Source organism: Methylobacterium sp. 174MFSha1.1 (assembly GCF_900116815.1).
Taxonomy (GTDB): Bacteria; Pseudomonadota; Alphaproteobacteria; order Rhizobiales; family Beijerinckiaceae; genus Methylobacterium.
Genome location: NZ_FPCB01000013.1, coordinates 128,265 through 154,222, shown reverse-complemented (window position 1 = coordinate 154,222; position 25,958 = coordinate 128,265). Strand labels below are relative to the sequence as shown.

Genomic DNA, 25,958 nt, shown 5'->3' with positions numbered 1-25,958 from the left:
TATCCGATTCGGCCAGAGGTCCGTTCGGCGGTCGGGAGGCTATCTTGGTTGCATTGAAGGTCAAAGCAATCGGCGACACCCTCGCGGTCGTACTGCCAGACGATGTGAGAACGCGTCTTGCTCTGACAGATGGGTCGACGCTCCATCTTACTGAAACTCCTGACGGTTATCAGATCACGCCGCAGGACCCCTCGGAAGAGCTTCAGATGGAAGTGGCGCGCGACGTGATGCAGCGCTATCGAAACGCGTTGCGGGAATTGGCGAAGTAAGGCGTGACGGCGCCGATTTGGATCGCGCGAAACGTCGTTCTCGCGATCCACGCCAATCAAATCGCAGAGCATGGCGGGCTGCCAGGGCTGCGTGATGACGCTCTACTCGACTCGGCACTTGCTCGACCACGCCAGCAAGCCGCATACGGCTCGACGGATCTGTTCGATCTAGCCGCGGCCTACGCTTTCGGTATCGCCCGCAACCACCCCTTCGTCGACGGCAACAAGCGCGTTTCTTTTGTCGTCGCGGCGATATTTCTACAGTTGAATGGTCCTTGCGTTGCCGCATTGGAGACCGACGTCGTAAGGACTTGGTTATCCATCGCCGCGGGCGAGATCGGAGAGCCCGCGGTGGCAGCTTGGCTGCGCGCCAACACGCGCTGAGCCTGACGTGCCGGTCTCCACCTTCCTGCCATTCGTGCTAAACCCTCCGCCATGAAGATCGACGGCCGCCACTACCGCACCATCTTCCCCGCGCCCGACGGCGAGGGGATCTGCGTGATCGACCAGACCCGCCTGCCCTTCGCCTTCGAGACGAAGACGCTCCGGACCGAGGCGGAGGCAGCGGTCGCGATCCGCACGATGATCGTGCGCGGTGCGCCGCTCATCGGCGCCACCGCGGCCTACGGGCTGGCGCTGGCGATGCGCGAGGACCCGTCCGACCGGAATCTCGATGGGGCGCGGGCCCGGCTCGCCGCGACGCGGCCGACCGCGATCAACCTGCGTTGGGCCCTCGATCGGGTCGCGGGCCTGCTCCAGCCCCTCCCGCCGGCCGGGCGCGAGGCCGCCGCCTTCGCGGAGGCCGCCCGCATCGCCGACGAGGACGTGGCGAGCTGCCGGGCGATCGGCGAGCACGGCGCGGCGCTGATCGCGGACATCGCCGCCAAGAAGTCCGGGCCGGTCAACGTGCTCACGCATTGCAACGCCGGCTGGCTCGCCACGGTCGACTGGGGCACGGCGCTCGCACCCATCTACGTCGCGCACGATGCCGGCCTGCCCGTCCACGTCTGGGTCGACGAGACCCGGCCGCGCAACCAGGGCGCGGCGCTCACCGCCTACGAGCTCAACGCCCACGGCGTGCCCCACACGGTGATCGCCGACAATGCCGGCGGCCACCTGATGCAGCACGGCAAGGTCGATCTCTGCATCGTCGGCTCGGACCGCACCACCGCGACCGGCGACGTCTGCAACAAGATCGGCACCTACCTGAAGGCGCTGGCCGCCCGCGATTGCGGCGTGCCGTTCTACGCCGCGCTGCCGTTCTCGACCATCGACTGGACGCTCACCGACGGCGTCGCCGGCATACCGATCGAGGAGCGCGACGCCCGTGAGGTCACCCACCTCACCGGCCGCACCGACGACGGCGCCTTCGCCACCGTGGCGGTGGTCTCGCCCGGCAGCCCTGTGGCCAATCCGGCCTTCGACGTGACGCCGGCGCGGCTCGTCACCGGGATCATCACCGAGCGCGGCGTGGCGGAGGCGACGCCGGACGGGTTGCTCGGGCTGTATCCGGAGCGGCGGGCGGCGGCCTGAGGCGAGACCCGGCTCCGGCCTCACTCCTCCTCCGCCGCGCACAACTCGTCGACCGCCTTCAGGTACGCCTTCGCGTCGAACTTCTTGAGCGTGTTCTGCCCGAGATAGCGCACGGTGCCGAACACCTTGCGCCGGCCCCACGGCCGGTCGTGCAGGCCGAACAGCCAGGCGACGTTGGTGAAGGAATTCGCGTCGCGCCCGTCGAGGAAGTAGCGGTTGTTGAGCGCCAAGGTCACCGTGAAGGCCTCCTCCGGTGAGGGCGACCATTCGAGGATCTTCTTGCCCCAGTACATGCGCAGGTGGTTGTGCATGTAGCCGGTGACGCGCATCTCGCGCATCGCGGCGTTCCAGTACTCGTCGTGGGTCCGCCCCTGCGCCAGCGCCTCCTCGTCGTAGAGGTGCGGGCGGGGATCGTCCTCGTGCTCGGCCAAGGCCTTGCGGGCCCAGTCCGGCACCGCCTTCGCGTAAGTGTCGTAGCCCGGATTGGTGTGGACGTGGTTCATCGCCAGTTCGCGCCGGACGATCAGCTCCTCCAGGAACGCCGCCCGGTCCTCCGGCCCGCCGGTCTTGGCCGCCTGGACCTTGAGGGCGGCGGCCACCGGCGAGATCTGGCCGAAATGCAGGTAGGGGCTCAGATGCGAGGCGGCGCCGGCTTCCGGCCGGTTGCGCACCGTGCCGTAATCGGAAAACGGCCCGGCGAGGTAGGCCTCCAACCGGCGATAGGCCTCCGTCTCGCCGCCGCGGAAGCGCCGCACCGGCGTCACGTCCTGGTCGAGCGTCATCGCGGCGAGCGCCGCGTCGGGGTCCGAGACGTCGATGTCGCTCTTCAGGGTCAGGTCGTCGGCCGGGTGCTTGACCTTCCGCGCCCGCAGCGGCGCGAGATAGGGTTCCCAGGTCCGGTGCAGCTTCGGCCGCAGGGTCCGGGCGGCGAATTCGTGCTTGCCCGACGCGACCTCGACCGGCACCACCACGTCGCCCTCGACCTGGACCAAGCGGCCGTCGAACTTTGTCTCGATCTCGGCGTACCAGCTCTTCTGGATCGTCAGGTAGCCGCGGTCGAGGACCAGCATCGCGGCCTGTTTGCCCAAAGTCAGGGCAGCCTTGGCCGGGGTGGCCCGGCGCAGCACGAAGGCGATGCCGCGGCGCTCCAGGCCCGCCTTGGCGTCGGCCAGCCCCTGCAGCAGGAAGGCGTAGTGGCGCGCATTGGCCTCGGGGAAGTGGGCGCCGCCGTCGAGGAGGCCGAATCCGGCCACCACCGGCAGCCCGAGGCGGTTGGCCTCCTCCACGGCGTATTCGAGGGCCGGGTTGTCGCGGCTGCGCATGCCCTGCTGCATCAGGTAGAGCACGTAGGCGCCGTCCCGCGGCTCCTCGTCCTTCAGAACCCGGATCCGCCCCGCCTGAATCGCCATCGCCCGCACCCCCGTCACGGGCGGAGAACTAGGCCGTGGCAGGGCGCGGTCCAGCGGCGGGCCGGGGCTGCTCGCGAAAGCGGCAACGCTGCCGCTAATCGCGCCTTGCCATCCGGCAGCGCACACTTATGTTATTGCAGTGCGGGAGCGCGATGGCGTCGCGCTCCCGTTGCCCTCCTTGGGCGTTTCCTCCCTAGACTTCGGGCCGCCCGCGAGGGTGGCCTTTTTTCTTGGGCTCATCTCTCGCAGCAGAGATTTCTCCGGCGTCCCTCTGCGTCCGGTGGAGCGAATAGCCGCGCTCCGCGTTGTCCTCCCACGTGCTGGCCCGCCTCGTGCATCGCGGGGCGATCGGAGCCGAGCGTGAGGGAGCGGTCGAGCGATGCGGCAATTCACTTTGCGGGTCGAGGAGAGCGGGGAAGGCCTCGTCTGCATCACCAGCCCGGAGATCAAAAGCCTGTTCGTGGCCGACGAGACGCTCGCCGGCGCGCTGGAGGCGGTGCCGAGCGTGGTGCGGGCGCTGATGCGCGAGGAGGGGCGCGGCACCCTCCCGGGAGAGGAGGCGGCCGAATAAGGCTCGCCCAGCTCGGGCGCGGTGCAGATCAGCCCCGGGCCCGCGCCCGGATCATGAAGTTGTCGTAAGTATACTCGGCGACCTGGAACCAGAGATATTCCTCGTTGCGAAACGTCTTCAGCGCGTCGTAGATGCGCTTGAAGTCCGGGTTCTTGGCGCCGAGCTCGGCGTAGAAGTCGTTCGCCGCCTTGAGGGCGGCCTCCATCACCTCCTGCGGGAAGGGGCGCAGCTGCGCGCCGCCGCCGACGAGGCGCCGCAAGGCGGCCGGGTTGCGCGCGTCGTACTTGGCCTGCAGGTCGCCGTTGACGCTCGCCGCCGCCGCCGTCGCGATCGCCCGGTAGGCCTTGGGCAGTTCGGCCCATTTCTGGGCGTTGAACCAGAAGTGCAGCATCGCGCCGCCCTCCCAGAAGCCCGGATAATAGTAGAACGGCGCCACCTTGTTGAGGCCGAGCTTCTCGTCGTCATAGGGGCCGATCCACTCGGCGGCGTCGAGGGTCTTGGCCTCCAAGGCGGCGTAGAGGTCGGCGCCTGGCGTCGTCTGGGTCGCGACGCCGAGCCGGGCGAGCACCTGCGCGCCGAGGCCGGCGATGCGGAAGCGCAGGCCCTGGAGGTCGGCGACCGACTTCACCTCGCGCCGGAACCAGCCGCCCATCTGGGTGCCGGTGTTGCCGCCGGGCAGGGCGTAGAGCTTGTTCTTGGAAAAGATCTCGTTGAACAGGTCGAGCGCCCCGCCCTGCAGCATCCAGGCATTCTGCTGGCGGGCGTTGAGGCCGAAGGGGATCGCGGTGGCGAGCGCGTAGGTCGGGTCGCGGCCGGCCTCGTAATAGGCGGCCGAGTAGGCCATCTCCAGGGTGCCGGCCCCGACGGAATCGAGCAATGCCGGGGACTCGCCCGCGGGCGCCGCTGCGACCTCGATCTGGAAGCGGTTGTCCGTCGCCTCGGCGACGAGGCGGGAAAAAAGCTCGGCGGCGCCATAGAGCGCGTCGAGGTTGCGCGGGAAGGCGGAGTGCAGGCGCCAGCGCAGCTCGGGCGCGCCCTGCGCCACGGCCGGGGCCGCCACGGCGGCGCTGCCGGCGAGGCCAATGCCGGCCGTCAGGATGTCGCGACGCTTCATGCTCTTCCCATCGGCGCGAATGCCCACCGCTTCAGATTCCCCACGGGACCACAGGTAGCGCGCTTTCCGCGAAAGCGCACCGGGGCCGGCGCCCTGCCGCCCGGGAAACCGCTCGTGCGGGGGTGAGGGCTATGCTACCCCGGACCAATCCCGCGGCGGCGCCCGGCGCCCCGCCCCTTGCCGGAGCGCGACCCGACCGTGAAGCCCGAACCGATCTCCCTGCACACGGTCTGCGGCCTGGAGGAACTGGGCCACCACTCGACCCGTGGCGTCACCCACGTGCTGTCGATCCTCGATCCGGCCTGGCCCGAGCCCGAGGCCTTCGGCACCTACGACGCGCATCACCGCACTACGTTGCGCTTCCACGACATCATCGAGCCGGTCGAGGGCCAGATCCTGCCCGAGCGCCGGGACGTCGAGGCGATTCTGCGCTTCGGCGACGAGCTCGCCGCCGAGACCAAGCGGCGCAAGACGCATCTCCTGATCCACTGCCATGCCGGCATCTCCCGCTCCACCGCCGCGATGACGATGCTGCTCGGCCAGGCCCATCCGGACCTCGACGCGCAGGCCGTCGTCACCAAGGTCCACGATCTGCGCGAGAAGGCCTGGCCCAATGCCCGGATGATCGCCTTCGCGGACGAGGCCCTGGGCTACGACGGCAGCCTGACCGAGGCGGTGCGGCGGCTCCATGCCGAGCAGCTGCGGGTGCGGCCGCACCTCGCCGAGCTGATGCGGGGGTTGGGACGAGGGCGAGAGGTGGATGCGGCGCTGGCCTGAGTCGGCCTGTGTCATGGCCACCCGCTGCCTCGAAGCGCGCGGGGTCGGCTGTCGTATCTTCGATTATCCTTGCGGCATGTCGGCGCGAGAGCTAATGTTGTTTCGCGTGGTCTAGAGCGCTTCACGATCGCGCTGCAATCGCGAGGCGCTCTAGGTCTTTGATTTTGCCGCATTCTCTAAGACGAACCGGTATCCACTTCGTCGGAAAATGCTCTGATGTTTGCATATAAGTGTCACCTCGGCGGCATTTCCGATCTGTAAACGACCATCGACGCGATCAGCACGCGAGATATCATCGATGCGTGGTCATGCGATTCTTTTAGGCGCTGCGTTGCTCTGCCTGGTTCCGACGGGCGTCTTCGCTTGGCCGCAGCCGATGCCGACTATCGAGAAAGTCGTCAAGCCCGGGCACACCCAGAAGATCGGATGGTTCGTGGCCCTCGATCCGACCTGCCATTCGATGGGTCCGATCACTGTGAACCTGATTGAGCCGCCGGGCAAGGGACAGATCATGATCGAGCAGGGGCTGGAATATCCTGGGTTCCACCCTGCGAACCCGCGATCGGCTTGCAACAAGCGCAAGGTCCCGGCGACTCGGCTGATCTACGCCGCACCCCCTGGTGCGGCGGATGACGATCAATTCGCGGTCGAGCTGGTCGGATCTCTGGGGGATGTGCGGCGGGTGCGCTACCATATCGAGCTGCACTGACGGCTGCGGTAGTGAACGACACGCGTATGGTCGTTGGCCATGTGGATGGCAACGGCAAGCAAAAGCGCATCTTGGACGGCCTATCCGACCCGCGACCTTAGAACGAGCGCTGGTGGGAACAAGATGCCTTCATGTCTAACAAAATCGGGACACGCTAAACCAGCACGAACCGCTCGATCGCCTCCGCGAACCCCTCCGCCTCGTTCGTCCCCGTCACCTCGGTCGCTGCCCGCTTCACCGCCTCGCTGGCGTTGCCCATCGCGATCGACAGGCCGGCGCGGGAAAACATCGCCGTGTCGTTCGCCATGTCGCCGAGCACCGCCACCCGATCGAGCGGGACACCCAGCTCGCCCGCGAGGCGAGCCACGAAATGGCCCTTGTCGACGTGGGGCGGGGTGACGTCGAGGTAGTAGGCCTGCGAGCGGTGGACCGCCGCGCCGTCGCCGATCTCGGCGGCCAGCCGCGGTTCGAGGGCGGCGAGGAGGGCGTGGTCGCGGGAGACGCCGACGAGCTTCGCCGCGCGGGCGAGGTACGGCGCCGGGTCGTCGACCACGCGCGGCGCGGCCTGGAGGGTGCGGCGCTCGAGGTCGGTATAGGGCCCGTCCGGATCGGTGAGGAGCCACGCGCCGTCCGCGAAGACCCAGAGGTCGATCTTTTCCGCGGAGAAGCGCGCGGCGGCCGTCCGCGCCGCTGCCTCCGGGATCAGCGTCTCGTCGACGAGCGAGAGGTCGGGCCGCACCACCGTGGAGCCGTTGAAGGCGCCCATCGGCAGGGTGAGCCCAAGCGGCGCGACCAGGGGGCGCAGGCCGACCGGCGGGCGGCTCGACGCCACCGTGAAGGCGATGCCGCGCTCGCGCAGGGCCGCGACGGCGCGGATCGCCCGCTCCGTCAGCCGCTTGTCGCCGGTGACGAGGGTGCCGTCGACGTCGGTGACCACGAGGGACATGGGAGCTGTGGGCAAGGGGCGGCCTCCTCGGATCTCGGAGCCAGATCTCGGAATCAGATTTCCCGGTGCACCGGTACCGGCTCGGGGGCGGCCTCGGGCCGCAGCGGGACGATCTCGGGGTGCAGGACCCGCTCGCGCAGGGGCTGCGGTCCGAGCGTCAGGGCGAAGAAGTCGTACTCGCCCGGCAGGTCGTTGGCCATCAGGAACTGGAAATGCATCCGGAACGGCCGGAACGAGATCCGCCGGTAGACGTCCGGGACGATGATCTCGCGAAACTTCGTCGAGCGGATCATCGGGTTGCGCACCGGCCCCGCGGGCGTCTCGCCGAGGTCGCGGGCGGGGTTGAAGCCCGGGAAGTTCATCCAGTCCTGCGGCGCCTGGTAGTCGGTCCAGACCAGCCGCGCGCTCGCGACGAGGCGCATCACGTCGGCCCGCACCGGCTGCGCCCGCGGGTTGATGGTGACGAGGGGCAGCCCGGCCCCGAGGGTGAGGAGCGACAGGCGCGGGGTCGCCGGCAGATCCCGCTCCAGCACCCGCGCGGCGACCTCGGCGGCGGTGAGGCCGCCCGAGGAATGGCCGACGATCAGGACCTCGTCGACCTCGCCCGCCCGGCAGATCTCCGCGACGTGGTCGGCGAAGAGCGCCAGCCGCGCCTCGTAGTCGGGGCGCCAGCCGTTGCTGTGCTGCCAGTTGAACACCCAGTCGTTGATGAGCTGGCGCAGAAAGATCCGGTCGAGGAGCGGGGTGGCGGCCAGCACGAGGCCGATCCCTGCGAGCGCCCCGAGGGCGCCGGCGGCCAGATTCGGCAGCCAGCCGGCGAGGAGCCGCGCGACCCCGGTGCCGAGGAGGGCGGCGAGCGCCCCCAGGATCAGCGTCATGCCGAAGGGGTAGAGGATGACGTTGCCGTACTTCCAGTTCAGGCCGTAGAGCCGGAAGAGCTTGCCGGTGACGAGGCTGTGCAGGATGCCGGCGGTGAGGAGCGCCATCGAGGCGATCAGCGGCCGGCGGAAATCCGCCCGCACGAGGTCGTCCCACAGCAGCACCTCGTAGGTGGTGCGGGTCTCCCGGCCGGGCTGCCCGGTCTCCACGGTCCAGGTCTGCACCAGGCCGTCGGGCCGCGTCTCGGCGCGGGTGATCGCCTTCCTGCCGATGTCGAAGCGCTTGGCGTAGCGGGTGAATTCGCGGGCGAACAAGGCCCTGTAGCGCTTGTTCGATTCCGGATCGTAGCCCGGCAGGTAGACGACGTGCCGCCGGCGCACGGGCCCTGGATCCTGTGCGGCGGCGTCGGGCGGCGTGTAGCCGATCTGTGTGGTCATCTCTGCCCTGTCATCCGCGCCATCATTCGCGCCGTGCCATCCTGACGCCGCGATTTGGTAACTCTTGTCGTGCTTTCACGACACGCCGAAGGCCGCGCGCCGGTTCCGCGGGCCTGTGTCTAACGGGGAAGGCGGCGCCGGGGGAGGGCTCCCGAAGGCACTGTGACACGGGGGCCACGGACAGGGGACCCGACTCAGGCTAGGGACCACTCTCAAGGTAAGGACGAGCAATCTCGCCGATGCGCGCACTCCCGATCGCCCTCTGCACCGCGCTCGCGGTCTCGGGCTGCTCCAACTTCCTGCCGGCGGCCGGACCGACGGCCAGCGCGGTCGCGTCGGGCGCCGACGTCGCCACCGACCAGGGCCTGCTCGCCCGCTACGAGATCGTCGACGTCAACGCCGCCGTGGTCGAGGCCCTGCGCGGCCGTCCCCTCGACAGCCTGCTCGCCTCCTTCGGCGACCGCCGCCCCTCCGTCGAGCCGGTGATCGGCGTCGGCGACACCGTGGCGGTGACCATCTACGAGGCCAGCACCGGAGGCCTGTTCTCCGGCTCCCTGTCGGTCGACCGGTTCTCCTCCGGCTCGAAATCGGCCACCATCCCGCCCCAGACCGTCACCCGCGACGGCGCCATCACGGTGCCGTATGCCGGCCGCATCCAGGTGGCGGGCAAGCGCGTCCAGGACGTCCAGACCCAGATCGAGCAGGAGCTCGCCGGCAAGGCGATCGAGCCGCAGGTGATCGTCACCGTGGTCCAGCCGACCAGCACCGCCGTGACGGTGACCGGCGAGGTGACGGCGGGCGCCCGCCTGCCGCTCTCGACCAAGGGCGACCGGCTGCTCGACGTGGTCGCCTCCGCCGGCGGCGTGCGCGCGCCGGTCTCCGAGACCTTCGTGCGGCTGTCGCGCGGTTCGACCACCGCGACGGTGCCGCTGACCGCGATCGTCTCCAACCCGCGCGAGAACATCTTCCTGCGTCCGGGCGACACCCTCACCCTGGTGCGCGACCCCCAGACCTTCCTGGCGGTGGGCGCGCTCGGCGCGCAATCCGAGATCCCGTTCGCCGCTGAGGGCATTACGCTGGCCCAGGCGCTCGCCAAGGCCCGCGGCCTCTCGGACGTCCAGGCCGACCCGGCCGGCGTGTTCCTGTTCCGGTTCGAGCCGGCCTCGGTGGTGCGCCGCATCCGTCCGACCAGCCCGCTCTTGACCTCGAATTTCGTGCCGGTGGTCTACCGGATCAACATGCGCGATCCCAACAGCCTGTTCGTCTCCCAGGCGTTCCGGATGCGCAACCGCGACCTCGTCTACGTCTCGAACGCGCCCTTCACCGAGGTCCAGAAGGTGCTCAGCGTGTTCTCAACCATCACGGCACCGGTCGCGGCCGGCGCCTCGGTCTATTCCGGCGTGCGGTAAGGGCGAACGGGGCGCCGAGCGCCCCGTTCGTGTCAGGGCGTCACCACCCGCACCGGAGCGCCCCGGCGCCAGGCCGCGATCGCCTCGACGGTGTCCTCGTAGAACATCCGGAACGTGCTCTGCGTGACGTAGCCGAGATGCGGGGTCAGCACCGCGCCGGCCAAGCGCCGCAAAGGGTGGTCGGCGGGCAGGGGCTCGCAATCGAACACGTCGAGCCCGGCCCGGATCCGGCCCTCCGCCAGGGCCGCCACCAGGGGCGCCTCGTCGATCAGCGGGCCGCGGGAGGTGTTGATCAGGATCGCCCCTCTCCGCATCCGGGCGATCTCGGCCTCCCCGACGATGCCGCGGGTCGAGGGCGCCAGCACCATGTGCAGGCTGATCACGTCGCTCTCCGCGAACAGCGCCTCGCGCGTGACGAGAGCCGCCCCGCCGGCCTCGGCCCGCTCCGGCGTCAGGTTGGGGCTCCAGGCCGTCGGCCGCATGCCGAGGGCCCGGCCCACCGCCGCGACCCGGGCCCCGATGCGCCCGAGCCCGAGGAGCCCGAGGGTGCGGCCCTCCAGACCCTCGCCCACCGTCTCCTGCCAGCGCCCGGCCGCCATGTTGGCGAATTCCCGCGGCAGGTTGCGGGCACAGGCCAGCATCAGCGCGACAGTGAGTTCCGCAGTGGCGATGCCGCCCTCGCCGTTGCGGGTGTTGCAGACCGTGATGCCGCGGGCGGTCAGCGCCGCGGTGTCGACCGACGGGTTGCGCCCGCCGGTGAACACCACGAGCTTCAGATGGGGCAGGGCCGCGATCAACTCGGCGTCGAGCGGCATGCGCTCGCGCATCAGGCAGAGCACGGTGTAGGGCGCCAGCCGCGCGGCGGCGTCCGCCCGCGGCACCGGCTCCGAGAAGAACTCCACCGCGACCTCCGGGCCGAGGCCGCCCCACGCGGCGAGCCCCGCGGCCACGCCCTGGTAATCGTCGAGCACCGCGACCCGGATGCCGTCATCGTGTGTCGTCACGCGGTTTCCTCCCTGATCCGATCGACGGAAAATTACTTCCGCCCATCGTATGACAAGCCTGCGCGGTGGAGCCTCCGGCTCCACATGCTTGAGCGAAGCCGATTTCCGCATTGCGAAGCGATCAGTCGGAAATCGTATGAATCCCTCCATATCCGGCGCCGGACGGGCGTTCCAGCCGAGGCGTCCGTGCTATGCTCGCCGCAGCACCCTGACGCGCCACGCCCCCCTTGCGCCCCCGTGGGCTCGCGCCCGATAGAGCGGGCGCCTCGCTGGGTCCGCGCGGAGAAGGGACTGATAGCCGTGCTTCGCACGGACAGGTGGCAGCGGCCGTGCTAAGCGGCCGGACGAGCGAGGCCGGAGGTCGGAGTGGTTCGAACGATGCGGGAGCGCCGGGGATGACGCGCACCAGGGCCGTCGCCGCCCTGTGGCTGGCGATCGGAGCGCTGCTGACCGGGGCGGGGACCGCCCGCGCCGACGTGACCGTCGGGGTCGCGGTGCCGCGCACCGGCGCGGTCGCCGGCATCGGCGAGCAGGTGCTCCAGGGCGTGCAGGCCGCCGTCCGGGACGCCAATGCCCGCGGCGGCATCGCTGGCGAGCCGATCGTGCTCGACGTGCAGGACGATGCCTGCGACCCCGGCCAGGCGATGGCGGTGGCCGAGCGCTTCGTGCGCGCCGGCGTGCGGCTGGTGATCGGGCATGTCTGCTCCAGCGCCTCGCTCGCCGCCTCGGACGTCTACGCGGCGGCCGGCGCTGTGATGATCAGCCCGGCCTCCAACGCCGCGCGCCTGACCGATCGTGGCCTGCCGACCATCTTCCGGGTCTCCGGCCGCGAGGACGACCAGGGCCGCCTCTCGGCCACGATCCTGGCCGAGCGGTTTCGCGACAAGAAGATCGCGATCCTCTACGACGACACGCCCCTGTCGCGGAACCTCGCCGAGTCGACCAAGGCCAACCTGAACAAGATCGGCCAGAACGAGACCCTGTTCTCGGCAATCGTCCCCGGCCAGACCGACGACGCCGCGCTGATCAAGCGCCTGCAGGGGGCGGGGATCGAGGTGGTCTATTACGGCGGCCACTACCAGGAGATGGGCAAGCTGGTGCGCAAGGCGGCGGATGCCGGCTACCGCCCGCAATGGTTCGGCACCTCGGGCATCGCCACCAAGGAATTCGGAACGCTGGCGGGTCCTGCGAGCGACGGCGTGCTGATGACCTTCAACCCGGACCTGCGCCGCAAGCCGGAGGCCGCCGCCGCCGTGAAGGCGCTGCAGGCCGACGGGATCGATCCCGCCGGCTTCACCCTCTACGGCTACGCCGCGCTCCAGGCCCTCGTCGAGGCCGGCAACTTCGCCAAGTCCACCGACCCGAAGGCCATCGCCGAGACCCTGCATGCCGAGCGGTTCACCCTGGTGCTCGGCAATGTCGGGTTCGACCAGAAGGGCGACGTGACGGCGCCGGGCTACGTGCTCTACGTCTGGCGCGACGGGGTCTTCACCTACGCCAATTGAGGCCCGAGCGACGCGAGGTCGAGGGGGATCGTCCCCTCCGCCACCGTGAGGGTACGCCCGCCGACCCAGTCGGCGCCGTCGTAATCGACGAAGATCTGGCCGCGGCGGCCGAGCCGCGTGCCCTGAGCGGCGATGTAGGGACCGGTGGCGCGGCCGGTCTCGCGCAGCCAGCCGGCGACGGCGGCGTTGAAGCTGCCGGTCACCGGATCCTCGACCAGGGCGCCGGCGCCGTCGCTGAACAGGGTGCGGATCTCCCAGGCCACCTCTGCGTCGGGAGGATGCGCCCCGACGAGGCCGATATCGATCCGGCCCTCGTGGCGGCGCACCGGCTCCACCGCGAGCACTGCCTCGGCGGAACCCAGCATCACCCCGATCCAGCCCGGACCGTTATCGGCCCAGCGCGCCTCGACGATGGCCTCGGGCGCGATCCGCAGCACCGTCGCGACCTCCCGCAAGGTAGCCGCGTCAACCGGCCCTGCGCGCAGGAGCGGCGGCGCCGCGAAAGCGAGGTGGTCGGAATCCTGCCGGATCGGCACCAGGCCGGCGCCGCATTCCTGCACCACGCGCCCGGGCTGCCGCGGCGTCCCGCCGAGGGCCAGCCAGGCGTGGCAGGCGCCGAGGGTGGGGTGGCCGGCGAAGGGCAACTCGTGGGCGAGGGTGAAGATGCGCGCCCGGTAATCGGCGCCCGGATCGGTCGGCGGCAGCAGGAACACCGTCTCCGACAGGTTGAACCACCGCGTCATCGCCTGCATCGTCGCGGTGTCGGGCTCGGGCCCGCTCACCACTGCGAGCGGATTGCCGGTGAAGGTGCCGTCGTGGAACACGTCGACCAAGGCGAAGCGGGCGGTCATGGTGGGGGCGCCGGGGGCGGCGAAAGTCGCTCGATCGCGTGCTGCCCGATTCGTCGGTCATCTCCCACCCGCGACCTCAGGATGAGGGTGTGGGTGGGATGTAAGTATCTTGACGATGTTGCCTCGGTATCACGTCCAATACAGCACCCGCGCCGCCGGCAGCCGCTCCGCCAGGTCTTGCGTCAGGCTCTGCCGCATGTCCCGCATCAGCTCGGCCGGAAACACGTACTTCACCGAGCCGAACTTGGTGAGCTTGCGGCTGCGCTCGTCCTCCCGCATCGGCAGGTCCGAGCCCGGATACCAGCCCGTCAGCACCTCCTTCGAGCCGGGGGTGAAGCGGTGGGTGATGAGCTCCGCGGCGAGGTCGAGGTCGCGCACCCCGTCGAGCGCGTCGGCGGCCTGGGCGAACAGGTCGGCATAGGCCGCGCGCCACTCCGGCACGGGAAGAATCGGCGCGACCGTGAGCCCGACCGGATAGCCGGCGCGGGCCAAAGCCCCCATCGCGGCGAGGCGGTCGCGCAAGGGGGCGGTGCCGCCCTCGTAGCGGGCGGCCGAGGCGGCGTTGACCGAGAAGCGCAGCCGGGTGCGGCGACGGTGCTCCAGGCCGAGCAGGGGCTCGACCGCCGCGAACTTGGTGGTGGCGCGCAAGGACACCGGGGCGTCCCAGGCGCCGAAATGCCGGATCGCCGCCGAGAGCGAGCCGGTCAGGTGCTCGATGCCGAGGGGATCGGTGTAGCACGAGGCCTCGAAGGTGGTGCCCTCGTGTGCGCGGTCCGCGCTCGTCGAGGTGACGCCGCCCAGGCCGACGTATGCGGCGAGGTTGTCCAGGATCTCGGGCAGGTTGGCGTAGACCCGGGTCACCGGCGGCCCCGAGAGCGAACCGGCGAGGTAGCAGTACTGGCAATGGGCCGGGCAGCCCTCGGCGAGGTCGACGCGCCAGTCGGCGCTCGGCGGGATCGGCTGCAGCTTCAGCTTGGTCGGCGGGGCCACCACCACCGCGAGGGTGTTCTTGGCCTCGATATAGGCCCGGCGCGGATCGGGGTGGCGCAGGCCGGTCAGGCGGTTGCCGGGCAGAGCCTCGACGGCGAGCCCGAGGGCCTCGGCGCGGGCCGCGATCGCCCGCCCATGGGCGTGCTCCCGCGCCGCCGCGGTGATGACGACCCGGCGCGGGCGCCAGAGGCGGGCCGCGCGGGCGGGAGCGGGATCGTGGAATGTCATGCCAGGCGAACGCGCGGGCGCTTCGGCAGGTCCCGATCGTTAACGAGGGAGCGCGACGGCGTTAATGCCGGCCTTGCGGCCGCACCGTGTAGGTGCCGCCGCGGATCCGCTCGGGAAAGCCCTCGGCGTAGCGGGCGGTGGCCTCCTCGCCGTAGGTCTGGACCAGCTCCTGGAAGGCCGCGAACAGGGCGGCCTGGGCCATGCAGTCGCCGTCGATCCCGTCCAGGCAACCTTCCGCGAAGGCCTCCGAGACGTAGCTCAGGGCGGCGCGCTTCGCATCCTGATCGGATTCGAGCGCGGGGTCGTGGGTTTCGAACTCGGTCATCGACAGCCTTGAGATCGGGTCTCTGGTGAGAACGGCGGTCTCGGATCCGCAGCGGCCTCGTGTGATGCCCCGATTCATAGGCCCTCGCCCGGCGGCGGGCCAGCAAGGAATTGCGAAGAGGTTAACGGCGCCACGAGAATGCCTCTCTCTTCGACACGGACGCCACAGAGTGGCGTCCATGCAACAGAGGGCCGGTCAGCCGCCGAATCTTCCGGCCAGAGCCACCGACAGGCGCTCGCCCTCGCCGATGTAGCGGGTCGCGGCCTCGACCGCCGAGGGGGTGCAGACCCGGTACGTCACGGCGTAGCCGCCATAGCCGCGGTTATAGGCTCCTGCGAGGCGGTCGCGCCGGCCCTGGCTGGTGCCCTCGGCATCGAGCAGGGATTTCATCCGGGCGGGCCATTCCGGTGCGTCCGGGTTGCCGCACAATTCGCGCAGGAAGCTCAGGGCGCCGATGATCTCCGACAGGCGCAGGAGGTCGCGGTCGTAGGGCGCCGGCGTGTCGGCCGGCGGGGGAGGGGCGGGGGCCTCCTTCTCGGCCGGCTTGGGGGCGGGCTTCGGCCGGCTCTGGGCGAGGGCGGGGGCCGCCGCGAGGAGGCAGGCGGCCGCCAGCATGACGGCGTGCCTCACCTCTCGCCTCCGAACACCGCGAGGGCCTGGGCGATCACCCCGTGCAGCCCCCGCGTGGTCGGCAGGTCGCGCGCCTCGTCGGGCGTCACCCAGCGCAAGTCGAGGGCCTCCGGTCCGGTCGTCGGCTCGCCGGAGCGCCAGCGCGCCGCATGGGGATGGATCACGAAGTGGAACATCACCGCGCCGTCGGCGTCGCGCTCGATCACCTCGAGGGGATCGAGGTTGGCCACCACCTCGGCCACCACCCCGACCTCCTCGTGCAATTCGCGCAGGGCCGCCTCGGCCAGGGTCTCGCCGACCTCCACCTGTCCGCCCGGCAGGGTGTAGATCCCGCGCATCGGCGCCTGGCCGCGGGCGGCGAGCAGCACCCGGCCGTCCCGCACCACCGCCGCGGAGGCGGCGATGAAGGGACGCAGCGGGTAGCGGCGGCGCCAGGCCGCATCCTTGCAGGCAGGATTTTCGGCATCCGCGCTCAAGGCCGCGCATCCCCGTCCTGCACCACGGCGAGCCGCCCGTCGGCGAGCGCCACCACGATCCGGTTGCCGAGCACCGCGAGGCCGGGCCCGACCGGCGCCGGCAGGGTCGCCCGCGCCCGCTCGGACAGGTCCTTGAGGGAGAGGTAGGCGAGGGCGGCGCGGTCGCGGGTCGCCACCACCCACTCGCTCCCGAGGGCGGCACCAGGGGCGGAGAACCCTTCGGCGCCCTGCGCCTGCCGGGCGGGCTTACCCCCGGCGAGGCTCCAGTGCTCGAGCCGGCCCTCCTCGCCGCGCACCAGCAATGCGGCGGGCGGCTGGCCCGGCAGGTCGGCCGCGAGGGCGAGGGGACCCGGCTCCGGCGGGGTCTCGGCGCGTACCCGCCAATTGCCGTCCTGGCGCCCGATCAGCGCGAGGCCGGTGCCCTCCGGGTGCTCGCCCAGCGCCAGCAGGTGGAGCGACCCGTCGATCTCGACCGGCCGCAGGGTGTCGGCGGCGAACACCGCGCCGGCCCCCGGCGGCACCGTCGCGGTCGCCACCGGGACGGGCTTCGGATCGGCGCTCATCGTCACCTTCTGGCGCTCGCGCACGGTCACGCCGGCGGCGCCCGGGCGCCCGTCCGGGGCCCGGCTCGGGCCCGACAGGTAGGCGCTGACCGGCCCGGCCAGCACCCGGCGGGTGCCCGGCAATGCGCCTTTCGGCGTCTCGCCGGCGGTGAGGCCCTCGACCGCGTCGAGGGGCAGCGGCACGACCGCGACCGTATCGCCCGACAGGGTGAGGACCGCCGCACCATTCTCGCCCCACACCACGGCGACCGGGCCGGCCTTGCGCGGCAGCTGCGGCAGCCCGGCGGTGGTGACGGCGAGCGCCGCCTCGCTGCCCGCGTCGCGCAACTGCGTCACCCGGAACGGCAGGTCGAGGAGGCTGACCCGCGGCGCGGCGGCGGCGGGGCCGGTGAGCAGGAGGGCGAGGGCGGCAGGAAGCAGGAGGGTGAGCGCCCGCCGCTCAGACATGCTGGCCGCCGTTGATGTGCAACTCGGCGCCGTTCACGTAGGACGAGGCCTCGGTGCACAGGAAGTAGATCGCCTTGGCGACCTCGTCGGGCGTGCCGAGGCGACGCTGCGGGATCTGCGCCACCAGCTTGTCGGTGCCCGGCGACAGGATCGAGGTGTCGATCTCGCCCGGCGAGATCGCGTTCACCCGCACGCCGAGCGGGCCGAAATCCGAGGCCATCTCGCGGGTCAGGCCGGCGAGCGCGGCCTTCGAGGTGGCGTAGGCCGCCCCCGCGAAGGGATGGACGCGCGACCCCGCGATCGACGTCACGTTGACGATCGAGCCGCGCGCCCGGGTCAGCTCCTCGCACAGGCCGCGGGCGAGCAGGATGGGGGCGAAGAAATTGACCTGGAACACCCGCGTCCAGTCGGAGAACGGGGTGTCGATCGAGCCGAGCCGCGCCCCCCCGGACCCCTTCGGCGAGATGCCGGCATTGTTGACGAGCGCGTGCAGCAGCCCGCCCTCGGCCTCGAGCCGCCCGGCCACTTCCTTGACGGCGCGGACCGTGTCCTCCGGGTCGGCGAGATCGACCTGGAGGTGGTCCTCCGGTCCCATCTCCCACGGGCAGTTCTCCGGGAAGGGGTGGCGCGAGCAGGTGATGACGCGCCAGCCCGCCGCCGAGAAGCGCTTGACGGTGGCGTGGCCGATGCCCCGGCTCGCGCCGGTGAGCAGCATCACGCGGCGGCGTTCGTTCGACGGTTGGGCCACGGCCGTTCCTCGGGATGTCCGGTGCGGGGCGCCGACGACAGGGGCGCGGCGCGAAGAGCCTCAGGGTAGGGCTCCGGGCTCCGGAAATCCAGGGCTCGCCGCGCCGCAGCAAAGCTTGCCCGCGCAGGACGGGCTTGCCTGTCGGGGATGCTTGCCCCTCGATGCTTGCCCCTCAAGGATAGAGGCGGTTGCTCTGCCAGCCCTCGCCCTCGCGGGTGAAGCGCACCCGGTCGTGCAGGCGGTAGGCGCCGTCCTGCCAGAACTCCATCGTCACCGGGGCGATGCGGTAGCCGGTCCAGTGGGGCGGGCGCGCCACGGTCTCGCCGGGAAAGCGCGCGGCCACCTCCTCCACCGCCCGCATCAGGGTCTCGCGGCCGTCGAGGGGCTGCGATTGCCGGCTCGCCCAGGCGCCGAGGCGGCTGTCGCGGGCGCGGGTGGCGAAATAGGCGTCGGCCTCCGCATCCTCGACCTTCGTCACGGTCCCGCGGGCCCTGACCTGGCGGCGCAGGCTCTTCCAGTGCAGCACGATCGCGGCGCGCGGGTTGTCCGCGAGCTCCAGCCCCTTCATCGACAGGGTGTTGGTGTAGAACACGAATCCGCGCTCGTCGGCGTCCTTCAGGAGCACGATGCGCACGTCCGGCAGCCCGTCGGCGCCACAGGTGGCGAGCGCCATGGCGTTCGGATCCTCGGGCTCCGAGGCCTGCGCGTCGGCAAACCATTGCCGGAACAGTCCCCAGGGATCCGGGTTCTGGGTGAAATCATCTTTCGTTAACCCGTCCACGGCATCGTCCTTACCCAAGTGGCACCAGGGCCCGACCGGCCCTGTGCCCATGTGACAACCGGAACCGGGGGCGGGCCGGCGTCGCACTCTCATGCGTCGCGGCGGGCCGTCCGGTCGTGAGAACAGGTGTAATGCGTCGCGGTGCGTGTAAAGTCGGTTCGGTGACGCTCGGGCTCGTCGTCGCGGCGAGCGCCTTGGGCAGCGTCCTGGCGATCGGCGGCTGCAGCCAGCCGCTCATCATGTTCACGCCGCAGGCGGATGTGGCGCCGCCGGAGCCGGAGAGCACCGGCAGCATCGAGCCTGCGGCCCCCCGGAGAGACCGGGAACTCGGCTTCGGCCCGGACCTCTCCGGCGAGGATTGGCGCCGCGCCAAGGCGGCGCTCTCCGTCGCCCTCGATCCGCAGGGCAACGGCCAGCCGGTGAAGTGGGACAACCCGGATTCGGGCATGCGCGGCATGGTCAACCCGACCGGGCTGCCCTTCGTCAAGAACGACGAGATCTGCCGCGGCTTCCTCGCCTCGGTGATCGGGCCGGGCCGCAACCGCTTCGTGCGCGGCACCGGCTGCCGGCCCTCGGGCGGCGCCTGGGAGCTGAAGAGCGTGAAGACGACGACGAAGCCGGGGTGAAACCGGCGGCGCCGGAGCCGCCGTGACGGGGAAATGGCGCCGTCGCGGGAAGTGACGTAACCTGACCTCTTCCTGCGCCGCCTGCGTTGCAATCCGGCAACACGGTCGCCAGATACGGCTCAATCGTTTCACGAGAGCGGAATCGCCCAGGCGGTCACGGACCCGGGCCAGTGCCGCTCGAATCGCCATCGGATCGCCATGCGCAACCCATACGACGTACTCGGCGTGAGCCGCTCGGCCGACGAGGCGGAGATCAAGAAGGCTTTCCGCAAGCTCGCCAAGGCCTACCACCCCGACCGCAACAAGAACGACGCCAAGGCGCAGGACCGCTTCGCCGAGGTCAACCAGGCCTACGAGATCCTGGGCGACGCCAAGAAGCGCGAGCAGTTCGACCGCGGCGCCATCGACGGCGACGGCAAGCCCCGCTTCACCGGCTTCGAGGGCTTCGGTGGAGGTGGCGCCGGCCGCGGCGGCGGGGGTGGGTTCGACTTCGAGTCGATGGCCCGGGCCCGCGGCGGGGCCGGCGGCGCCGGCGGCTTCGGCGAGGACATCTTCTCGCACCTGTTCGGCGAGACGTTCCGCTCCGCCGGCGGGGCCGGCCGCGCCGCGCCGCAGAAGGGCGAGGACGTCGCCGCGGAGCTGACCGTTACCCTCGACCAGGTCGCCGGCGAGGCCAAGCTGCGCCTCAACCTGCCGAGCGGCCGCGAGGTCGACGTGGTGGTCCCGAAGGGCGTGGTCGACGGGCAGGTGATCCGCCTGCGCGGCCTCGGCTATCCGGGCGCCCACGGCGCCGAGCCGGGCGACGCGCTCCTGACCATCCGCTTCGCCGCCGATTCCCGCTTCCAGATCGAGGGCTCCGACCTGCGCACCACCGCCGAGGTCCCGCTCGAGGACGCGGTCCTGGGCGGGCCGATCCGGATCCAGACCATGACCGGCGCGGTCGAGATGAAGATCCCGCCGATGACCAGCTCCGGCCGGGTCTTCCGCCTGCGCGGCAAGGGCCTGCCGAAGAAGGACGGCACCCGCGGCGACCTCTTGGCCACCATCGCCGTCACCCTGCCGGCCAATGCCGACGAGGCCCTGACCGAGTTCGCCCGCAAGCGCCGGGCCGCGACCGCCGCGAGCTGAGCGCGGCCGGAGGCGTGCGGCTTTACCGGAGCCGGCGCACTTCCGTCGCCCGCGGGCGTCGGTTAAGGAAACCGTTGGGGAGCCATGCACGGCCGGGTCCGACCGGCCGAGACCGGCCCCCGTGGCGGCTGTTCTTTGGGTGACACATGGCTGACTCGAACCGGGCACAGGTACAGGATGGCGGGCAGCCCCGCACCGGGCTTCTCGCCGGCAAGCGCGGCCTCGTGCTCGGCGTCGCCAACAACCGCTCGATCGCCTGGGGCATCGCCAAGAGCGCGCACCAGCACGGCGCGGAGCTGGCCTTCACCTACCAGGGCGAGGCCCTGAAGAAGCGCGTCGAGCCGCTGGCCCGCGAGCTCGACGCGGCGGTCGTCGGGCATTGCGACGTCACCGACCCGGCCTCGATCGATGCGGTCTTCGAGGCCGCCGGCCGGCATTTTCCCGAGGGGATCGACTTCGTCATCCACTGCATCGCCTTCTCGGACAAGGACGAGCTGACCGGGCGCTACATCGAGACGAGCGAGGCGAACTTTTCGAAGTCGCTGCTGATCTCCTGCTACTCGTTCACGGCGGTCGCCCAGCGCGCCGAGAAGCTGATGCCCAACGGCGGCTCGCTGCTCACGCTGACCTATTACGGCGCCGAGAAGTGGATGCCGCACTACAACGTGATGGGCGTCGCCAAGGCGGCCCTCGAAGCCTCCGTGCGCTACCTCGCGGCCGATCTCGGTCCCCAGAAGATCCGCGTCAACGCGATCTCGGCCGGCCCGATCAAGACGCTCGCCGCCTCCGGCATCGGCGACTTCCGCTACATCCTGAAGTGGAACGAGTACAACGCCCCGCTGCGGCGCACGGTGACGATCGACGAGGTCGGCGAGACCGCCGCCTACCTGATCTCCGACATGTCCCGCGGCATGACCGGCGAGATCCTGCACGTCGATGCCGGCTACCACGTCGTCGGCATGAAGAATCCCGAGGCGCCGGACCTCAGCATCGACAAGGATTGAGGGCGCCTCGCAGAACTCTCGCTGCGCCGACATCGCCGGAGCGAGCGGCGGCGAACGGGAGTTTTGTGGGCGACACCGGGGTTCGGGGCTGGACCGGCGGGCCGTCCGGCCCAATGTGGGCGTCGCGTCGTCATGCGGAGCCCACCATGTCCATCCCCAGCGACTCTCGCCAGAAGATCGCCATGCTCACCGCCGGCGGCCTCGCCCCCTGCCTGTCGGCGGCGGTCGGCGGGCTGATCGCCCGCTACACCGACCTCTCGCCCGAGACCGAGATCATCGGCTATCGCAGCGGCTACAAGGGCCTGCTGCTCGGCGACCACCTCACCGTCACGCCCGAGGTGCGGGCGAACGCCGGCGTGCTCCTGCGCCACGGCGGCTCAGCCCTCGGCAACAGCCGGATCAAGCTCACCAACGTCGAGGATTGCGTGAAGCGCGGCCTCGTCAAGGAAGGCCAGGACCCGCTGAAGGTGGCGGCCGAGCAGCTCGCCCGCGACCGGGTCACGATCCTGCACACGATCGGCGGCGACGACACCAACACCACGGCGGCCGATCTCGCGGCCTATCTCGAGGCGAACGGCTACCACCTGACGGTGGTCGGGCTCCCGAAGACCATCGACAACGACGTGGTGCCGATCCGCCAGACGCTCGGCGCCTGGACGGCCGCGGAGCAGGGCGCGCTCTTCGCCGAGAACATCGTCAACGAGCAGAGCGCCAACCCGCGCATGCTGATCGTCCACGAGATCATGGGCCGCAAATGCGGCTGGCTGACCGCCGCGACGGCCAAGGCCTATCGCGAGCGCCTGAACCGCACGGCGTTCCTGCCGGAATTCGGGCTCGACCGGGCCCACAAGGAGGTGGACGCGGTCTACCTGCCGGAGATGCCCCTCGACATCGCGCGCGAGGCCGCGCGGCTCAGAGAGCGGCTCGACGCCAAGGACTGCGTCACGGTCTTCCTGAGCGAGGGCGCCGGCCTCGACGAGATCGTGGCCGAGATCGAGGGGCGCGGCGAGGTCCTGGGCCGCGATCCGTTCGGCCACGTCAAGATCGACACGGTCAATGTCGGCAAGTGGTTCGCCGACCGCTTCGCGCCGATGATCGGGGCGGAAAAGACCCTGGTGCTGAAATCCGGCCATTTCTGCCGCTCGGCCGCGCCGAACCCGGACGACCTGCGGCTGATCCAGGGCATGGTCGACCTCGCGGTCGAGTGCGGCCTGAAGGGCGTCTCCGGGGTGATCGGCCACGACGAGGACCAGGGCGGCCGCCTGCGGGCGATCGAGTTCCCGCGCATCCGCGGGGGCAAGGCCTTCGATCCGACCGTACCGTGGTTCACCGCGCTGCTGGACCAGATCGGTCAGGAGCGGCCGCACTGACGGCGAGACCGGCGAGGAGAGCCGGCGTCGCCCCCGGCGCCGGCCTCCTGTCACTCTAGGTGTCTATCACGATCCCGTCGCGTCGAGCATCGGGGCCGCGCGGCTGGGCTCCGCGACCGGGGCCCGGCGGAGGAAGGGCAGGACGTTCCCCGCGGCCTCGACCGGCTCCGCTCCGGTCCGAACCTGCCGGGATCCCGTCTCGAACGACATCCAGCGGACGACCTTGCCGTCCTGGTTGCGCGCCAAGTGCCGCTCGACCCGCCTCCGCGCCCAACGGGGCACGCCATCGCCGAACTTCATGGGGCTTCCCTCCCTGCTCGCCCACGACGCAAATGTTGTCGCATTGTGAACGAAACAGGGGTGATCCCCCCTGTCATCACCCGTTTGGGTGAAATGTCATCAACCTCAGGTTTTCAAGACGATGCAGGCGCCGCCGCTGCCGCGGATGCGGCCGCACAGGGCCTCGGCGCTGGCGCGGGTCTCGGAGGGCACGCGGATGCGGTAGAAGGCCCGCGTGCCGCGGTGGCGCAGCCGCGTGCCGATGATCATCGGGCGCACGTCGCCGAGGATCGCGGCGTAGCGGTCGCGGGCGCGGCCGAAGCTCGCCAGCGCGATCGACTTCGAGAAATTGCCGGCGAGCTGGACGCCCCAGGGCGCGAGCACCGCCGCAGCGTCGGCGAAGAAGGTCTCGGTGCGGCCGCGGATGCGCAAGGACGCCGTGACCTGCAGGCAGCGGGTGCCTTCCGGCTCGGAGAGGTCGCTCTTGACGTCCCCCTTGGCGGCGGCGGCCCAGTCCTCGGCGCTGCGCCCGGTGATCGCCGCGACGTAGGCCCGGGTCTCGGCCGGCAGGCCGCCGGTGCCGGCGAGCCAGGCCGAGACGCGGCCGGGCCCGCCATTGTAGGCGGCCGCCGCGAGGCCGAGATTGCCGAAGCGCCCGCGCAGGTCGATCAGGAACCGCGCCGCCGCCGGGATCGCCTGCTCGGGATCGAACGGATCGAGGAGGCCGCGCTCCTGCGCCGTGCCGGGCATGAACTGCGCCACGCCCTGCGCGCCGGCGCGGCTGACCACGCCGGGCCGGAAGCTGCTCTCGCGCCAGATCAGCCGGGTCAGGAAGGCCACCGGCAGCCCCTTGGACTTGGCCGCCCCCTCGATCAGCCGGCACAGGGCCTGCTCCACCGTCTCCTCCTTGCTCTCGGCGGCGGCAGCGGCCGGCGCGGGCGCCGCCGGGGCGGCCCGCACCGGGGAGGCGAGGGCCAGGGCGAGGAGGACGAGGAGGGGGGCGATGCGGGTCACGGATGCAGCTTTACCGCGATTCGCTGAACGATTCGGCAAAGTGCGATCGTCGCAGCGGGCGTTTCGCGGGCCCGCGCCGCGCGGGGCCCTGGCGCCGGGCGTCCCGGGGCGCCATCTAGCGGTCGATGTCCTCGCCGCTCCTGTTCGACTCCGCCCTGATCCGCCAGCGCCTCGCCCGCGCCCGCCGCGCCGGCTTCGCCGATTTCCTGGTCGCGCGGGCGGTCGACGACCTGTCGGACCGCCTCGGCGCGGTGCTGCGGGAATTTCCCCGGGCCCTCGACCTCGCCACCCCGGTGCCGGCGGCGGCGGACTGGCTCCGGGCCAGCGGCCGGGCCGGCGCCGTCACGCGCCTCGCCCCCACCTTCGAGCCCGGCAGCCCCGGCGTCGCGGTCGGCGATCCGGAGGCGCTGCCTTTCGCCGATCGCAGCTTCGACCTCGCGGTGTCGCTGCTCGCGCTCCAGCACGCCAACGACCTGCCGGGTGCGCTCGTCCAGATCCGCCGGGCGCTGAGGCCCGACGGCCTGTTCGTCGGCTGCCTCCTCGGCGGCCGCACCCTGACGGAGCTGCGCCAGGTGCTCACCCAGGCCGAGAGCGAGGTCGAGGGGGGGGTGAGCCCGCGGGTCGCCCCCTTCGCGGAGGTGCGCGACCTCGGCGGCCTGCTCCAGCGCGCCGGCTTCGCCCTCCCGGTCACCGACGTCGAGACCGTGACGGTGCGCTACGGCGACCCGTTCGGGCTGATGCGCGACCTGCGCGCCATGGGGCTCACCAACGCCCTGCGGGAGCGCCGCGGGACGCTGCGCCGCGCGACCCTGATGCGGGCCGCCCAGCTCTACGGCGAGCGCTTCGCCGATCCGGACGGGCGCCTGCGTGCGACCTTCGAACTGATCTGGCTCTCGGGCTGGGTGCCGCACGAGAGCCAGCAGAAGCCGCTGCGGCCGGGCAGCGCCCAGGCGCGGCTGGCCGACGCCCTCGGCACCGTCGAACGCAAGGAGCCGTCATGACGGACATCACCATCACCCCGAACCCGCACCGCATCCGCGTGATGCTCGGCGGCACGATCGTCGCCGAGACCACCCGCGCCCTCACCCTGCGCGAGGGCACGATGCCGCCGGTCCAGTACATTCCGCGCGAGGATGCCGAGATGGACCTCTTCGCGCGCACCGAGCACCGCACGCACTGCCCGCACAAGGGCGATGCGAGCTACTACTCGCTCACCGCCGGCGGGGTCGAGCGGGCGAACGCGGTGTGGAGCTACGAGGCGCCGTTCCCCGCGGTGGCGGCGATCAAGGATCACCTCGCCTTCTACCCGAACAAGGTCGACGCGATCGAGGAGTTCAAGGATTGACGATCGTCGGGTGAGATTGATCCGACAATCTGAAACCCTCCATGTCATCCCGGGTTCCGCTGCGCGGCCCCGGGATGACATGGAGGGTTTCACGTCCGGTGAGACATACGGTCGGCGGAGGTGAGCCGGACCGTCCTCACGGCCCCAGCAAATCGACGATCGCCGGCAGCAGCGGCAGGTCGGCCGGGGGCATCGGATAGCTCGCGAGGTCGCGCGGGCGGACCCATTTGAGCGCCTGGCCCTCCCGCGACTGCACGAACCCCTCCCAGCGCCGGCAGACATAGAGCGGCATCAGGAGGTGGAAAGTCTCGTAGGGGTGGCTGGCGAAGCTGAGCGGCGCCAGGCACTCCGCCTTGACGGTGATGCCGAGCTCCTCGGCCAGCTCGCGGATCAGCGTCTCCTCCGGGCGCTCGCCGGGCTCGATCTTGCCACCCGGGAATTCCCAAAGGCCGGCGAGCTGCTTGCCGGGCGGGCGCTGCGCCAGCAGCACGCGTCCGTCCGGATCGACGAGGGCGACCGCCACCACGAGGAGAAGCTTGAGGGGATCTGCCATGGGGAACGGCTCGCCTGACGAGAGGGGAGGCGGCGCCC

30 protein-coding genes are annotated in these 25,958 nt (G+C 71.1%); 14 read left to right on the top strand and 16 right to left on the bottom strand.

Going from position 1 to position 25,958, the window contains the following annotated elements:
- Positions 1–44 precede the first annotated feature (44 nt).
- Genes BM430_RS12620 through mtnA form a run of 3 tightly spaced genes read left to right on the top strand, consistent with a single transcriptional unit; the run spans position 45 to position 1,802 of the window.
- On the top strand, positions 45–269 hold the full coding sequence (locus tag BM430_RS12620; RefSeq protein WP_093567602.1) for an AbrB/MazE/SpoVT family DNA-binding domain-containing protein: 225 nt from the start codon (positions 45–47) through the stop codon (positions 267–269).
- Positions 270–272: 3 nt separating this feature from the next.
- Positions 273–653, top strand: coding sequence for a type II toxin-antitoxin system death-on-curing family toxin (locus BM430_RS12615; protein WP_093567601.1), 381 nt, complete (start codon positions 273–275; stop codon positions 651–653).
- A 51-nt stretch (positions 654–704) separates the two neighbouring features.
- Positions 705–1,802, top strand: a complete 1,098-nt coding sequence (gene mtnA, locus BM430_RS12610) for an S-methyl-5-thioribose-1-phosphate isomerase (protein ID WP_093567600.1) — start codon at positions 705–707, stop codon at positions 1,800–1,802.
- Between the two features lie 20 nt (positions 1,803–1,822).
- Here mtnA and BM430_RS12605 read toward each other — a convergent pair whose 3' ends face one another.
- Complete coding sequence (locus tag BM430_RS12605) at positions 1,823–3,211, bottom strand: deoxyribodipyrimidine photo-lyase (protein ID WP_093567599.1); 1,389 nt, start codon at positions 3,209–3,211, stop codon at positions 1,823–1,825.
- Positions 3,212–3,590: 379 nt separating this feature from the next.
- On the opposite strand from BM430_RS12605, the gene BM430_RS12600 reads away from it, so the two are divergent.
- Positions 3,591–3,782, top strand: a complete 192-nt coding sequence (locus BM430_RS12600) for a hypothetical protein (RefSeq protein WP_048429329.1) — start codon at positions 3,591–3,593, stop codon at positions 3,780–3,782.
- A gap of 28 nt (positions 3,783–3,810) precedes the next feature.
- Here the strand turns inward: BM430_RS12600 and BM430_RS12595 are convergent, their stop codons facing one another.
- Positions 3,811–4,896: a TRAP transporter substrate-binding protein gene (locus BM430_RS12595; RefSeq protein ID WP_093567598.1), complete on the bottom strand. Its 1,086-nt coding sequence runs from the start codon at positions 4,894–4,896 to the stop codon at positions 3,811–3,813.
- 198 nt (positions 4,897–5,094) lie between these two features.
- Here BM430_RS12595 and BM430_RS12590 point away from each other — a divergent pair, with 198 nt between their 5' ends.
- Both BM430_RS12590 and BM430_RS12585 read left to right on the top strand, forming a co-directional pair.
- The gene (locus BM430_RS12590) at positions 5,095–5,673 is read left to right on the top strand and encodes a tyrosine phosphatase family protein (RefSeq protein WP_093567660.1); all 579 of its coding nucleotides are present in this window, start codon (positions 5,095–5,097) and stop codon (positions 5,671–5,673) included.
- Between the two features lie 298 nt (positions 5,674–5,971).
- Complete coding sequence (locus tag BM430_RS12585; protein WP_143132016.1) at positions 5,972–6,382, top strand: hypothetical protein; 411 nt, start codon at positions 5,972–5,974, stop codon at positions 6,380–6,382.
- A gap of 154 nt (positions 6,383–6,536) precedes the next feature.
- On the opposite strand, the gene BM430_RS12580 is transcribed toward BM430_RS12585, so the two are convergent.
- Positions 6,537–7,328 (bottom strand): Cof-type HAD-IIB family hydrolase, encoded by a 792-nt coding sequence (locus BM430_RS12580; RefSeq protein ID WP_093567596.1) that lies wholly within the window; start codon positions 7,326–7,328, stop codon positions 6,537–6,539.
- A 53-nt stretch (positions 7,329–7,381) separates the two neighbouring features.
- Positions 7,382–8,644, bottom strand: coding sequence for an alpha/beta fold hydrolase (locus BM430_RS12575; protein WP_093567595.1), 1,263 nt, complete (start codon positions 8,642–8,644; stop codon positions 7,382–7,384).
- A gap of 239 nt (positions 8,645–8,883) precedes the next feature.
- Between BM430_RS12575 and BM430_RS12570 the strand changes: the two genes are divergently transcribed.
- Entirely contained in the window at positions 8,884–10,053 is a 1,170-nt protein-coding gene (locus tag BM430_RS12570; RefSeq protein ID WP_093567594.1) for a polysaccharide biosynthesis/export family protein, read from the top strand.
- Between the two features lie 32 nt (positions 10,054–10,085).
- On the opposite strand, the gene BM430_RS12565 is transcribed toward BM430_RS12570, so the two are convergent.
- On the bottom strand, positions 10,086–11,057 hold the full coding sequence (locus BM430_RS12565) for a D-2-hydroxyacid dehydrogenase family protein (protein WP_244539465.1): 972 nt from the start codon (positions 11,055–11,057) through the stop codon (positions 10,086–10,088).
- Between the two features lie 395 nt (positions 11,058–11,452).
- Here BM430_RS12565 and BM430_RS12560 point away from each other — a divergent pair, with 395 nt between their 5' ends.
- Positions 11,453–12,562, top strand: coding sequence for a branched-chain amino acid ABC transporter substrate-binding protein (locus BM430_RS12560; RefSeq protein WP_177303029.1), 1,110 nt, complete (start codon positions 11,453–11,455; stop codon positions 12,560–12,562).
- Here the strand turns inward: BM430_RS12560 and BM430_RS12555 are convergent.
- The 8 genes from BM430_RS12555 to pdxH all read right to left on the bottom strand — a co-directional run bounded on the left by BM430_RS12555 (position 12,550) and on the right by pdxH (position 18,601).
- On the bottom strand, positions 12,550–13,413 hold the full coding sequence (locus BM430_RS12555) for a PhzF family phenazine biosynthesis protein (protein ID WP_093567592.1): 864 nt from the start codon (positions 13,411–13,413) through the stop codon (positions 12,550–12,552). The two genes, BM430_RS12560 and BM430_RS12555, sit on opposite strands and share 13 nt — an antisense overlap.
- Positions 13,414–13,542: 129 nt before the next feature.
- The gene (locus BM430_RS12550; protein ID WP_093567591.1) at positions 13,543–14,631 is read right to left on the bottom strand and encodes an SPL family radical SAM protein; all 1,089 of its coding nucleotides are present in this window, start codon (positions 14,629–14,631) and stop codon (positions 13,543–13,545) included.
- Between the two features lie 61 nt (positions 14,632–14,692).
- On the bottom strand, positions 14,693–14,956 hold the full coding sequence (locus BM430_RS12545) for a hypothetical protein (protein ID WP_093567590.1): 264 nt from the start codon (positions 14,954–14,956) through the stop codon (positions 14,693–14,695).
- A 195-nt stretch (positions 14,957–15,151) separates the two neighbouring features.
- Complete coding sequence (locus BM430_RS12540) at positions 15,152–15,571, bottom strand: TIGR02301 family protein (RefSeq protein WP_093567589.1); 420 nt, start codon at positions 15,569–15,571, stop codon at positions 15,152–15,154.
- Between the two features lie 11 nt (positions 15,572–15,582).
- Positions 15,583–16,062: an NUDIX hydrolase gene (locus BM430_RS12535; RefSeq protein ID WP_093567588.1), complete on the bottom strand. Its 480-nt coding sequence runs from the start codon at positions 16,060–16,062 to the stop codon at positions 15,583–15,585.
- Positions 16,059–17,072, bottom strand: coding sequence for a hypothetical protein (locus BM430_RS12530; RefSeq protein ID WP_093567587.1), 1,014 nt, complete (start codon positions 17,070–17,072; stop codon positions 16,059–16,061). The genes BM430_RS12535 and BM430_RS12530 overlap by 4 nt, the downstream gene beginning before the upstream one ends.
- Entirely contained in the window at positions 17,065–17,787 is a 723-nt protein-coding gene (locus BM430_RS12525) for an SDR family NAD(P)-dependent oxidoreductase (RefSeq protein ID WP_093567658.1), read from the bottom strand. The genes BM430_RS12530 and BM430_RS12525 overlap by 8 nt, the downstream gene beginning before the upstream one ends.
- Positions 17,788–17,992: 205 nt before the next feature.
- Positions 17,993–18,601, bottom strand: coding sequence for a pyridoxamine 5'-phosphate oxidase (gene pdxH / locus BM430_RS12520; protein WP_244539464.1), 609 nt, complete (start codon positions 18,599–18,601; stop codon positions 17,993–17,995).
- Between the two features lie 131 nt (positions 18,602–18,732).
- On the opposite strand from pdxH, the gene BM430_RS12515 reads away from it, so the two are divergent.
- The 4 genes from BM430_RS12515 (at position 18,733) to BM430_RS12500 (ending at position 22,729) form a co-directional block, all read left to right on the top strand.
- Positions 18,733–19,227: an RT0821/Lpp0805 family surface protein gene (locus BM430_RS12515; protein ID WP_093567585.1), complete on the top strand. Its 495-nt coding sequence runs from the start codon at positions 18,733–18,735 to the stop codon at positions 19,225–19,227.
- A gap of 198 nt (positions 19,228–19,425) precedes the next feature.
- Positions 19,426–20,355, top strand: a complete 930-nt coding sequence (locus BM430_RS12510; RefSeq protein WP_093567584.1) for a DnaJ C-terminal domain-containing protein — start codon at positions 19,426–19,428, stop codon at positions 20,353–20,355.
- 146 nt (positions 20,356–20,501) lie between these two features.
- Positions 20,502–21,359, top strand: coding sequence for an enoyl-ACP reductase FabI (gene fabI / locus BM430_RS12505; RefSeq protein WP_093567583.1), 858 nt, complete (start codon positions 20,502–20,504; stop codon positions 21,357–21,359).
- Between the two features lie 146 nt (positions 21,360–21,505).
- Positions 21,506–22,729, top strand: a complete 1,224-nt coding sequence (locus tag BM430_RS12500; protein WP_093567582.1) for a pyrophosphate--fructose-6-phosphate 1-phosphotransferase — start codon at positions 21,506–21,508, stop codon at positions 22,727–22,729.
- A gap of 66 nt (positions 22,730–22,795) precedes the next feature.
- Here BM430_RS12500 and BM430_RS12495 read toward each other — a convergent pair whose 3' ends face one another.
- Both BM430_RS12495 and BM430_RS12490 read right to left on the bottom strand, forming a co-directional pair.
- Positions 22,796–23,029, bottom strand: a complete 234-nt coding sequence (locus BM430_RS12495; protein WP_093567581.1) for a hypothetical protein — start codon at positions 23,027–23,029, stop codon at positions 22,796–22,798.
- Positions 23,030–23,134: 105 nt separating this feature from the next.
- Entirely contained in the window at positions 23,135–24,013 is an 879-nt protein-coding gene (locus tag BM430_RS12490; RefSeq protein ID WP_244539473.1) for a lytic transglycosylase domain-containing protein, read from the bottom strand.
- Positions 24,014–24,147: 134 nt separating this feature from the next.
- Between BM430_RS12490 and BM430_RS12485 the strand changes: the two genes are divergently transcribed.
- Both BM430_RS12485 and BM430_RS12480 read left to right on the top strand, forming a co-directional pair.
- Positions 24,148–25,023 carry a methyltransferase domain-containing protein gene (locus BM430_RS12485; RefSeq protein WP_093567579.1) on the top strand — a complete coding sequence of 292 codons (876 nt, stop codon included), beginning with the start codon at positions 24,148–24,150 and terminating at the stop codon, positions 25,021–25,023.
- The gene (locus BM430_RS12480) at positions 25,020–25,367 is read left to right on the top strand and encodes a DUF427 domain-containing protein (RefSeq protein WP_093567578.1); all 348 of its coding nucleotides are present in this window, start codon (positions 25,020–25,022) and stop codon (positions 25,365–25,367) included. The genes BM430_RS12485 and BM430_RS12480 overlap by 4 nt, the downstream gene beginning before the upstream one ends.
- A 136-nt stretch (positions 25,368–25,503) precedes the next feature.
- Here BM430_RS12480 and BM430_RS12475 read toward each other — a convergent pair whose 3' ends face one another.
- Positions 25,504–25,920 carry a (deoxy)nucleoside triphosphate pyrophosphohydrolase gene (locus BM430_RS12475; RefSeq protein ID WP_093567577.1) on the bottom strand — a complete coding sequence of 139 codons (417 nt, stop codon included), beginning with the start codon at positions 25,918–25,920 and terminating at the stop codon, positions 25,504–25,506.
- Positions 25,921–25,958: the final 38 nt, after the last annotated feature.